Consider the following 13,195-nt stretch of genomic DNA (forward strand, 5'->3'; position numbering starts at 1 on the left):
AATAAAAATCAAACAATTTTTTAAGAAAAAATTCTAAAAACCACTACTTTTTATTAAAAAAATTTTCAAATCAACAAAGTTTTTGAAAGAGCCGTTAGAGAATATGAAAATTTTTATATTAAATAAAAATAATAAATATAGACTGATATGATTTATTAATTACTTTATAATGAACATCTTAATAATTAATTGATTTATTAATTATTTTGATTTATTAATTATTTTAGTAAATTCATACCGATTAATAAAATCATGAATTTATAAAAATCATAATTTACAATTATCTAATTATCAAAATACGAAAATGGTGATTTAGTGACTAATAATGAAATTGAAAAGAAATGGCAAAAAATATGGAGAGATAATGAGCTATTTCAATCAGACCCCAATGAAAAAGAAAAATTATTCATAACAGTAGCTTATCCCTACCCAAGTGGTGCTATGCATATAGGACACGGAAGAACCTACACAGTACCTGATGTATATGCAAGATTTAAAAGAATGGAAGGCTACAACGTATTATTCCCTATGGCATGGCATGTAACCGGTGCACCAGTTATAGGTATTGCAGATAGGATTAAAAGAAAAGATCCATGGACTCTTGATTTATATGAAAGAGTTCACAAAGTTCCTCATGACACTCTTTCAAAATTAGAAGACCCTGAATATATTGTAAAATACTTTAGTAATGAATACCACACTGTAATGGATGATATGGGTTATTCTATTGATTGGAGAAGAGAATTTAGAACTATCGATCCAAGTTATAAAAAATTTATTAGATGGCAGGTGAAAAAACTTAAATCCTTAGGTTTAATCAAGCAAGGTGAACACCCTGTAAAATATTGTCCTCACGATGAAAATCCTGTAGGAGACCATGACCTTTTAGAAGGTGAAGGTGTAGGTGTAAATGAGTTAACCCTTATAAAATTTGAAGTAGACTCTAGACAATATATAGTTCCTGCAACCTTTAGACCAGAAACAATCTTTGCTGCAACAAATGTATGGCTAAACCCAGAAGTTCACTATATTGAAGTTGAAGTAAAATCTGGTATAAACAAAGGTGAAAAATGGATCATAAGTAATGAAGCTTTCTTAAATCTTTCTAACCAACATGATTTAGAAATACTTAGAGATATTGACCCTAAGCCATTAATTGGAAAATATGTTAAAAATCCATTAAATGGTGAAGATTTACCTATTTTCCCTGCAAGTTTTGTAGATCCTGAATATGGTTCTGGAACAGTATTCTCTGTACCTGCTCATGCACCTGCAGATTATATTGCACTTAGAGATTTAAAAGAAAATGAAGATCTAATCGAAGAGTTTGATATTGCAGATGAAGTTGCTAAAGCTAAGCCGATTAATGTTGTAACTGTAAAAGGATATGGAGAATTCCCAGCTGTAGAACTTATCGAAAAAATGGGAATTAAAAACCAAAATGATCCTAAAGTTCAAGATGCAACTGATGAATTATACAAAGCAGAGCATAGTAAAGGATATATCAGCGACCATATTGAAAAATATGCAGGTAAAAGAGTTGCATATATCAGAGATGAAATTAAAGCAGATATGATAGAAGCAGGTAGTGCAGATATTATGTATGACTTTGTAGAAAGACCTGTAATTTGTAGATGTGGTAATAAATGTGTTGTTAAAGTTATGGATGATCAATGGTTCATGAGATACAGTGATGAAGAATGGACAAATAAAACCCAAAAACTCCTTGCTCAAGAAACAATTATTCCAGAAGAAATTAGGTCTAACTTTGAATACTACCTTGACTGGTTAGATGATTGGGCATGTTCTAGAAGAGTAGGTCTTGGAACAAGAGTGCCATGGGATGAACAATGGTTAATTGAGCCACTTACAGATTCTACTATTTATATGTCTTACTATTCTATTGCTAAATATCTTAAAGATATGAACCCTAAAGACTTAAATGAAGCATTCTTTGAGAAAGTCTTTTTAAATGTAGATAGTGATGAAATTACAGTTGCACCTGAAATTGTAGAAGAAATTCAAAGGGAATTTAATTACTGGTATCCTCTTGATTGGAGATTATCTGCAAAAGACTTAGTAGGTAACCATTTAAGCTTTTTAATGTTTACACATGCAGCTATTTTCCCTGAAGAAAAATGGCCAAAAGGTACTGTTGTATTTGGTATGGGATTACTTGAAGGAAATAAAATGTCCTCATCAAAAGGTAATGTAATTCTCCTTGCAGATGCAATTGAAGAATACAGTGCAGATGTGGTAAGGCTCTTCTTAATGGCATCAGCTGAACCATGGCAAGACTTCGATTGGAGAGAAAAGGAAGTAAAAGGAACTCAAAGACGTTTAGAATGGTTTAGAGAATTTGCACAAAATGTAGAAGATATTAAAGGAGCTAAATTAAGCTTATCCAATATTGAAGAAGTTGCTCTTGAACGTATTATTGATAAATGGATGATCAATCAATTAAACATCCATATCAAAGCAGCTACTGAAGCACTTGAAGTATTCCAAACTAGGCAAGCTTTACAACATGCTCTATTCTTATTAAAAAAAGATTTGGACCATTATATGTACAGAGTTAAAGACCTTCTTAGAAAAGAAGACCCTGCTGTAGTCTATGTACTTTCCACTGTTTTAAGTAACTGGATTAGATTACTTGCCCCTTTTACCCCACACACCTCAGAAGAACTTTGGAGTAAATTTGGTGGGGAGGGATTTGCATCCTTTGCAGAGTGGCCTAAATATGATGAAGAACTTATCAGCGAAGAAATCGAAAGATCTGAATCCCTTGTTCAAAATACTGTTAAGGATATTAATGAAATTAAGAACATTGTAGATACAGAACCTGAGAAAATACATATTTACCTATCTCCTGATTGGAAATGGGACTTATACAAAATAGCTGATGAAGTTGGAAAACCTGATATCGGTCAAATAATGGGTAAAGCAATTGGCAAAAACATCTATGACAATAAAAAAGAAATAGCTAATCTAGCTAAGAAGATCTCAAGAGAAATGACCAAAACAAGATACATCGGTAAAATCGATGAAGCCACCATCTTAAATGATGCAAAAGATTTCATTGAAGCAGAAACAGAAGCAGAAATAATTATCCATACCGATGATAGCTACGATCCACAAAATAAGGCAAAAAATGCAATGCCTTATAAACCAGCTATATTTATGGAATAGTCCTAAGTCTTTCCAAGCTTCATGGACTTTAGTCCATAGAACCTTGAGCAAAAATTTTTTAATGCTTGTTAGAACATTGCAAAATAAAAATAAGAATAAAATAAGAATAAAATAAATAAAAATAAAATAAAAAATAATATTTAATAGCTATTTTTTAATAGCTAACCTTTTTCCTTTTTTTAAAGTTTATCATATTAAAAAGCTCTGAGCTATCTTTTAAGCTCTAAATAAAAAATTATTATAATAATACTTTGTCAATGGACTCTTTACAAATTTTTAAAGATTTTTCAAGCTCTTCTTTAGTTATTACTAAAGGTGGATTAAAGTACATAACATTACCTAAAGGCCTAAGCATTAAGCCTTGTTTTAATGCTTCCCTATAGATTTTATAACCTATCCTTTCTCTTGAATCAAAGTCTTTTTTAGAGTCTTTATCTTCAACTAATTCTATAGCATTAATCAAACCCATTTGACGAATCTCCCCTATATTTGGATGACTGTCAAATATTTCATGGAAACGATTATTTAGCCAAATTGCCTTTTCATTAGCTTTTTCAATTATCTTATCCCTTTCCATAATCTTTAAAGTTGCATTTGCTACACTTGCAGCTAAAGGATTACCTGCATAAGTATGACTATGCATAAAAGCTACATTATCAGTGAAATCTCCATAAAACCCATTATAAATCTCATCAGTACTTGCACAAACAGCCATTGCCATATATCCATTAGTTAAACCTTTTGAAATGCACATTATATCTGGACTTATACCTGCATGATCAACTGCAAACATTTTACCAGTTCTTCCGAAACCTGTTGCTATTTCATCTGCAATCAACAATACATCATACTTATCACAAATGGCTCTTAATTTTTTAAGGTATAATGGTGGATAAATCTTCATTCCAGCACTACCTTGAATTAAAGGCTCAATTATCATGGCACAAGTTTCATGACCATATTTAGAAAATTGCTCTTCTGCATCTTCAAAACATTCACAATCACAGCTATCCCTATTTTTATTATGCTGACATCTATAACAATCTGGAGCTTGTATTTTAATTGTATCAATCATTATTGGTTCGAATACCTTAGAATAGTCATCAAGAGCTCCTACTGATAAAGCTCCTAAAGTTTCTCCATGATAAGCATCTGTAAAACACATAAAACGTGTTTTATACTCTTTTCCATTTTGTCCACAATACTGAAAAGCCATTTTTAATGCACATTCAACAGATGCTGAGCCATTATCAACAAAACTAAATTTATTTAGTCCTTTAGGCATTACTTTAATAAGGCGCTCTGATAATTCTATAATAGTTTTATGAGAAAAATTAGCAAAAAGAACATGATCTAACTTATTTACTTGTTCTTTAAGTGCATCATTAACTTCATCATTACAATGGCCAAGTAAATTACACCACCAAGAGCTTATGATGTCTATATACTCCTTTCCATCAACATCAACTAATTTCACTCCTTTTCCATGATCAATTACAATTGGTGGGAAATCTTCATAATCCTTCATCTGAGAAGCAGGATGCCAAATATGGGCTAAATCCTTTTCAACACATTTTTCACTTTTATTCATCATATTAAAACCTTATATTTATTCATCATATTAAAACATTATAACTTAGAAAAAATAATTTGAAAATTTAATAAATTATTTATAACAACATTTTTAAATATAAATTCTACATTATAAGATTAAACTTTATATTTAATAAATTTTTAATTTTTCTAATTGAATTAAAAGATCTTTCTAATTGAATTAAAAAATTTTTCTAATTGAATTAAAAGATCTTTCTAATTGAATTAAAAAATCACTTTGTTGAAATCCTTTTTCACTTGAAATTGAACATCGACTAAAAAAATTTTCAAGTTAGTTAAATTGAATATAAAGTTTTAAAAATACTTTAAATTTAGTTAAACTTGAAATACTACTTAAAATTAAAAAATAATAAATATTAAACTATATCTACTAAAAAATGAGAATAAATATTAACATATTAAATATGCCAAAATAATATTTTCTGATTATTACAGTAATATTATGCAATAATTCATAAAAAAAGCGAAAAAGTTACATAAAATCACAGATTGCAATCGATTTTGACACTCGATTATTATTGGCTGTAGAATCTCAAAGGTCCAAAACATGATGTCTATGATTTTTGAAAAGATAATAATAGTTATTAATTCAAATAAAGCTTTTAACATCATAAACCCATTTTGATGCATAATATACACAGGCCAATTCAATTAATAGGAGATAAGGACTTCAACAGAGCCTAAAAATAAGTAAAAAATTTAAAATTTTAATGCCTTTGACAATAAATCAGATTTTTGATATTTTTCTTATTTTATTTATTTAGGCTTATTTTGAAATTATTTCTAGTTTTAAACCGTCCTATGTTTTTATTTTTTAGTGATTTTGAATGTATTACTTTTTTTATTAATTTAGAAATTTAGTAATACTTTAAAAAGATTTATTAATAATTAAATTTAGAAATTTATACAATAAACATTAGTCCCATTATTAGACAATTATGTTGAAGTGGTTTTATGTTCAAAAATAGTGAAAAAATATTATTAATATTTATAATAATAGGATTAATCACTATTTCATCAAATATTGCTTTTGCTCAAAGTGTTGATGAAACTAATATAGCGATTGATGATAGTCAATTAAGTCCTATTGATGCAGTTATAGATAATGATAATATTGATGATTATCAAATTAACGAAAATGACAATACTAATCAGCTAAGTATCAAAAATGAGAATACTAATAATTTAAGTATTGAAAATGAAAATACTAATCCGCAAAGTATCAAAAACGAGAATACTAATAATTTAAGTATTGAAAATGAAAATACTAATCCGCAAAGTATCAAAAACGAGAATGGTGAAAGTGTTTCATCATCAGACAATATAACTATTTTAATTGTAAGTGATAATCCTGGTACTAATATTCTAGATGGAGCATCTAAGGAATTATATGAAGAATACGGTTTAAATAATGTTAATTTAGTTGTAAGAAGCGGTATTCAAGTTAAAGAAATGAATGAAAGTGAATTCAGTTATTTACTAGAAAATTGTGATGCATTTATTGGTGAATGGATAAGTACCGATGTAGATGCTGTTTTAACAAGCATTTTAAATAAAAACCCAACTTTATCAGATAAAAAACTCTTTTTAATTTTAGAACCTCCTGTTGGTAATTTAAACTCTGGATCTTCCTCTATTGAACTAATTAAACATTCCACATTGAATTATAATAAAATTTTTAGTTCATTTTCTAGTGAAGACTTAATCACATATTTTAAAGGTACAAAAAGAGGAACTGCATATGATGATGTAATTGCAGCAATTAACGATTATGGTTCTAATTTTAATCCAATCTTTAATAAAATGGTTCTTTATAAAGACATTCATGATAAAGAAAATTTAAAAAACCAAATATTATATGCATTAAATTATTTGGGATTGGATTTAAGCTACAATGAACCTTCATTTACAAGTTCTAAATTATACGGCATATACAGAGACAAATGGTACACTTTAGATGAGTATATTTCTGAGTTTTTCAATCCAAATAATAATCGTACAATTGGTATTTTAGAAAGTACTATGTATATTTCATCTCAGCAGTTACATCCATGTAATAAAATTATGGAATATTTAGAATCAAAAGGATATAATGTTATACCTGTTTTTGCTGCAGGAGCTACACCTGAACAATTAAAAGTTATGGTTGAATCTTTTACTAGTGCAGGTACTAATGTATCAGGATTCATTTCAAACTCATCTAACTATGATATTTATGTTGATGCTATCATATCTGTTGTAGCATATGGTGTTGGCGGAGAAAATTTCACAGCTACTAAAAAATTTTTTGAAGAACTTGGTGTTCCAGTATTTAGAGCCGTTCATTCTGATTATGTTTCTAATGAAAAATGGGAATTAGGAACTACTGGTTTAACTAGTGAAAGAAGTGATAAATGGTGGCATGTCTCTATTGCTGAAGCTCAAGGAATCATTGATGCAACATTTATCGGCGGTGCCGCTTTTTATATCTCAAATACTACTGGCGCTAGAATTTTAACTTATATTCCCCACAAGGAAAATATTGAACTACTATGTGATAGAATTGATTCATGGGTTGATTTACAATATATGAATAATAGTGAAAAACTTATTTCATTAATTTATTATAACTACCCTCCTGGAAAACAAAACATTGGATCCAGTTATTTAGATACTATTACAAGTATTTATAACATGCTTTATACTTTAAATGCAGCAGGTTATAATCTTGGTGAATTACCTTCAAGTGTATCTGAATTAGAAGATTTAATGTTAAAATGTGGTATCAATGTTGCTACTTGGGCTCCAGGAGAACTTGAAAAGTTAGCAAACCAATCTAATATTGTTTTACTACCGGTTAGTGAATATACCGATTGGTTTAATACATTACCTGAAATTGTAAAAATCCAGGTAAAACAAGGCCCTATCCCATATATCGGTGAACTAGCTAAAAGAGCAGTTGAGTTAAAATATACAGTTACTATTGGAGATACAATAGATGATTGGTATAACCAGATTGTTGCTCTACTTCCAGAAGATAAAGCAGTTGAGGCAACTAAAATATTAGATAATATTGTTGCATCTTTAAAAAATTATACCGCCACATATGATGAGGGGCATTATAATTCATTCTTACAATATTATGAAGAATTTAAAGAACTAAATGTTGAAGGATTAACAGGTTGGGGTGATTCTCCAGGAAATGTTATGGTTGTTAATAGGGATAGTATTGATTACTTTGTTATTCCTGGTTTAAAATTTGGTAACATTTACATAGCTCCAGAACCTCAAAGAGGATGGGAATCTGATATTGAAAATCTTTATCATTGTACTGCTGTTGCACCTACCCACCAATATTTAGCAGCTTACTATTATATGCAAACTTATTATCCCAATGGGATGGTATTTGTAGGAAGGCATGCAACTCACGAATGGTTACCTGGTAAAGAAATTCTTTTATCTTCAACTGATTATGGATCTATCGTTGTAGGTAAAGCACCTCAATTGTATTTCTATATTAGTGATGGTTTAGGAGAAGCTATTCAAGCTAAAAGAAGAGGATTCGCTGTTATAATTTCACATTTAACTTCTCCATTATCCTATACTCATCTATATGGCAATTTAACTGTTGCAGCTAATTTAATAGAGGAATACTTAAATTCAAATAATCAAAATTTAAAAGATGAAATTAGTGAAGAATTACGTAATTTAATTATTGATAATGATTATTCAATGAACCTTGGTTTAACTAAAGAAGAGGTTCAAAATCTTTCATCAGATGAATTGTTAAATAAAGTAAATAATTTCTTAAAGTCAGCTCAATCTACAATATACCCTTTAGGTCTTCATGCTATTGGACAGTATTGGAATGAACAAGATTTAGCAAGTACTGTTACAGTTATGATGTCCTTTGATTTTGATTTAAAAAATAATAAGGGTGAAACAAACCTCTTTAAAGAACTTTCTAAAGTTTACTTTAATTCAGATTACAACAGTTTAACAGCTTTTGAAAGAGAATTCATATTAAATAGAGCTTATGATATTTCTAAAGCTTTAATTTACTGGGATGTTGAAACAGTACACTACGTTTTGATAGATTCAAATAGGGGATTAAATAATTCTAACTTTACAGCATGTTTAAATTTAGCTAAAGAATATATAAATTTAATTAATGCTAGTATTCAAGCAGAATTAGATGGAATGCTTGACGGTTTAAATGGGAAATATATTCCAATTAGTGAAGGTGGAGAGATTATTGCAAAACCTAGCATTATGCCAACTGGAAGAAATATGTTCCAAGACCAATCATGTGAACTTCCAACACAAGAAGCTTATGAATATGCTAAAATCCTCGCACTTTTAACATTATCAGATTTAAATGATACTACTGAAAAAATTATAATGGGGATTTGGTGTGTTGAAACTGCAAGAGACGATGGCGCTTTAGTTTCCACAGTTCTTTATTTACTTGGAATGAAACCTGTATGGACAGATTCACCAAGTGCAGGTATTGATGATAATCATGACCACGATGATGAATCTACAAGTGGTAAAAAAGTTAAAAATATGCCAGTATATCTAAAATTAGAAGATTTAGAACGTCCTGAAGCTTGGGCTAAAAAAAGAATTGATCTTACAATAATTACAAGTGGATTGTTTAGAGATCTATACTCCTCTCAAACAATTCTTCTTGACAATGCATTTAGAGTTGCACTAGCAAGATCTTATCTTACCATTACCTCTAATAAAACATTAATGGATGGTGAATATGGAGTTCAAGTTAAAGAAGCTATTGATTATATAATGGAAGGAATTGGATATTATGGAGTTAGTGGTGCTTATAGAGAATCCTTAGAAGATAATTATGTAGCTAAACATTGGCTTGAAGATTGTTTATACTATTTAAGCATTGGTTATAATGCAACTTATGCAGGCGAATGTGCTATTACAAGAATTTTCGCACCGCCTAATGGAGATTATGGTGCAGGTATATCTAAATTAGTGTCAATGTCTTGGACTTGGAATACAACTGATGAATTAGCTGATTTCTACTTAGGAAGAATGGGCAATATGTATTCTAAAAACTACTGGGGAGATACCAATCCATTAGTATTCTTAAGGGCATTATCTAATTCAGATACAATTATAGCTAGTCGTAACACTAATCAATATGGAGTACTTGACAATGATGACTTCTTTGATTATTGGGGCGGTTTATCAATGACTGTCGAAAAAATCTCTGGTAAAGCTCCTAAGTTCAATGTTTTAATGTATGCTAATAGAAACAATGCTTATATTTCATCTTTAGAAGAAGTAATGTATCAAGAAATTGCAGCAAGGTATGATAATCCTGAATGGATTAAAGGAATGATGGGTGAAGGTTACAGTGGAGCTCGTTATATATCAAATAAATTTGTAACTAATTTATATGGTTGGCAAGTAACTAGGCCTTCTGCAGTAAGTGATGATTTATGGAATAGACTTTACAATACTTATTATAATGATAAATATGATTTAGGTGTTAAAGAGTGGTTAAAAACTGGAAATAATGCATATTCACTTATTTCTATGAGTGGAACCATGCTAACTACAATTAAAGAAGGTTATTGGAATGCAGATGATGCAACTATAAGAGATATTGCAAATACATGGGCACAAGCTACAGTTCAAAATGGTGTAGCATGTTGTGATTGTAGTTGTGGAAATATTGCGATGATGCAATGGGCAATTCAATATGTAAATCCAGATATTTTAGCTCAATTATTACCAAAACTATATGAATCTACTAGAAATCCAGTATTTTTAAATAATAGTCAAAATGTCCAACCACAGGATAAGGAGGATGGTTCAAATACTGAAGCTTCATCCCCAAATCCAGTTGAAGGCTCTGATTCAGCAAAAGTTATTGCTTCAAATTCTACAACAACTACAGAAACTAACTCACAAAGTAGTAGTAGCAGCAGTAGTAGCAGCAGTAGCAGTAGCAGCAGTTCACAAAATTCAATAAACTCTAGAGGAGAATCAGCATCAAATGTAGGAGTTGATGGTCAAATTGGCAATCCACAAGGACAATCTGCTTCAGATGGTGGTGAAAAGGGCGAAGCTGGAGAGGTAGCTAGTTCTTCCTCACAAGGTGCTGATGTTAAAAGAGCAGTAGAAATAAATCCAATCACAGCAAAATCAGCAAGTAAAGTTGGTTTATCAATAATTGCAGTAATTGGAGTATTATGTTTAATAGGAGTAATCGCTTTAGGTTACTTTAGAAACAGAGATGATGAAGAAAAAATTAAAGATTTAGATAAATTATACAATGAAAAAGTTATTTAAGGTGTTTGAATGGATGTAATTAGTATTTTATGGCAATTAGGGATTTTATCTTAAGGTGTTTGAATGGATGTAATTAGCATTTTATGGCAATTAGGGATTTTATCCGCTGTTTTAATCTTTGGAATTAAATTAGGTTTAGCTACTGGTTTAGCAAACATGTCTAAAAAGTATTTGGCTTTAGTTTCAATCGGGTATGGTGCTGGAGTTTTAATTTTAACTGAAATTGCTTCATTTTATACAACAGTAATAACTGATTTAATTTATTCATATAATTTTGAATTCTTTTTAATAATGGCAATTATTATGATTTTAGCAGGTATCTTCACAATTAGGGAATACAAAGTATTTGAGAGAAATACAACTGCAGCAACATGTATGGCTGTTATTGCACCATGTCCATGTTGTTTTGGATCAATTTTAGTAAGTATATTGTTAGTAGCTCCTACTGTGGGATTAGGTCTTATGAATCTAAGTGCCATAGTAGCTTCAGCATTAGTTTTAACTATTGTGGGAACTTACTTTGCATCAAATTTCTTGATAAAGTTCATCAATAAGCCTTATCCAATAGTTTTAGGTAATTTCATGTTCTTTTTAGGAATTTACTTCTTATTATCTGCTTTATTCCTTCCAAATATCACTGCTATGATTCAAAATCCAATGAATGAAATATCAATCGCATCTGTTGATTATTTAAGTATTGCAATAATTGTGATACTGGTTTTTATGGCAATAGGTGGGATTATATCCAAGAGAAATACTAATTTTAGGTGATTATTTATGGTTACATCCGTTCCAGGTAGTGAAATTATAACTTCAGGGCTAAATATGATTTCCCAGAGTTTACAGATTCCTGTAATAATCTTTTTACTTATCTTTGCAATTTTTGCAGTAATTACATTGGGAGGCCTTGTATCTGAATATAGTTCTCGAAGAAAGATTTCAGTAGATTCACTTGAAAAAATCATCTATTCAATAACAAATGCAAACTCCTATGATGAAATCTTAAGCATTGTTAAAAATGCAAGAATATACGAATCACAAAAAGTAATTTTAATTAAAGTTTTACGTGCAAATTCATTACCTAGCGAAGCTAGACATACTTTAGCTAAAAAATTAATTGAAGTAGAAGAAGATAAATTTACTAAAATAATTGAAAAAACAGATATTGTAACAAAAATTGGCCCCACTCTTGGATTAATGGGTACGCTTATTCCTATGGGTCCGGGACTTGCTGCATTAGGTGCTGGTGATGTTAATACATTAGCTAATGCAATCATTGTTGCTTTTGATACAACTGTTGTAGGTATTGGATCTGGTGCTGTTGCATACTTTGTCTCTAAAGTAAGACGTAGATGGTATGAAGAATATTTATCCGATTTAGATGCTCTAATTGATGTAATATTGGTTAAATTGAAAAATTAGAGGTTTTTCCAATGGTTAGAGAAAAAAATAAAAAAAGATTTGCTGAAGGTGAAGATGACCCTATGTCAGGTACAACAAATCTTGTAGATGCAATGCTAGTTATTGCAGTAGGACTTTTAATTTTTGTTGTAATTAGTTGGAATATGCAAAGTGTAATATTTCAAGATAATTCTCAAAATCCAAACCAAGCTATTCAAGACTCACAGCAAACCACTGAAGTTAGTGAGGGACAAGTATTAAATGAAACCCCAGATACATCTAATACATCAGGAAAAGGATATATGGAAATGGGTAAAGTTTATAAAGATCCTTCAACGGGTAAATTGATTATGGTTGAAGAATAATTTAATATTTATATATTTTCTTCTATAGTTTCTTCTTTCTTTTCATTATAAAAAAATTATCTTTAATTTTTCAATTTTTTACTTTTATATTAAAATTATTTTTAATTTATTTATTATTTTTCACAATACTTTTTTAATATTTTTCTCATTTTTCTAATTATTTTTTAATTTTATAATTTATTTTAGACTTATTTTTAATTCTCTCCCTATTTTACTTATTTTTTTAATTTATAGTTAATTTTATACCTCTTTTTTGATTTATATGATATCATATTCTTTTTTTTAAATTTAAATTATTGAGTATTATTTTTTAAGCTAAA

Annotated in this window: 6 protein-coding genes; 5 read left to right on the forward strand and 1 reads right to left on the reverse strand. The window is 29.5% G+C overall.

Features of this window, described 5'->3' with window-relative positions:
* Positions 1-315: 315 nt before the first annotated feature.
* On the forward strand, positions 316-3,189 hold the full coding sequence (gene leuS, locus BM020_RS06420; RefSeq protein WP_067148801.1) for a leucine--tRNA ligase: 2,874 nt from the start codon (positions 316-318) through the stop codon (positions 3,187-3,189).
* A gap of 238 nt (positions 3,190-3,427) precedes the next feature.
* Here leuS and bioA read toward each other — a convergent pair whose 3' ends face one another.
* Positions 3,428-4,783 (reverse strand): adenosylmethionine--8-amino-7-oxononanoate transaminase, encoded by a 1,356-nt coding sequence (bioA, locus tag BM020_RS06425; RefSeq protein ID WP_234970527.1) that lies wholly within the window; start codon positions 4,781-4,783, stop codon positions 3,428-3,430.
* Positions 4,784-5,757: 974 nt separating this feature from the next.
* Here bioA and BM020_RS06430 point away from each other — a divergent pair.
* The 4 genes from BM020_RS06430 (at position 5,758) to BM020_RS06445 (ending at position 12,875) form a co-directional block, all read left to right on the forward strand.
* Positions 5,758-11,109, forward strand: coding sequence for a cobaltochelatase subunit CobN (locus BM020_RS06430; protein WP_074798619.1), 5,352 nt, complete (start codon positions 5,758-5,760; stop codon positions 11,107-11,109).
* A 63-nt stretch (positions 11,110-11,172) separates the two neighbouring features.
* Positions 11,173-11,880: a DUF2162 domain-containing protein gene (locus tag BM020_RS06435; RefSeq protein ID WP_067148793.1), complete on the forward strand. Its 708-nt coding sequence runs from the start codon at positions 11,173-11,175 to the stop codon at positions 11,878-11,880.
* A gap of 6 nt (positions 11,881-11,886) precedes the next feature.
* A complete protein-coding gene (locus BM020_RS06440; protein WP_067148790.1) occupies positions 11,887-12,531 on the forward strand; it encodes a MotA/TolQ/ExbB proton channel family protein in 645 nt (214 codons plus the stop codon).
* A gap of 11 nt (positions 12,532-12,542) precedes the next feature.
* Positions 12,543-12,875, forward strand: coding sequence for a DUF2149 domain-containing protein (locus BM020_RS06445; RefSeq protein ID WP_067148787.1), 333 nt, complete (start codon positions 12,543-12,545; stop codon positions 12,873-12,875).
* Positions 12,876-13,195 lie beyond the last annotated feature (320 nt).

This window comes from Methanobrevibacter olleyae (genome assembly GCF_900114585.1).
Classification (GTDB): domain Archaea; phylum Methanobacteriota; class Methanobacteria; order Methanobacteriales; family Methanobacteriaceae; genus Methanobrevibacter; species Methanobrevibacter olleyae.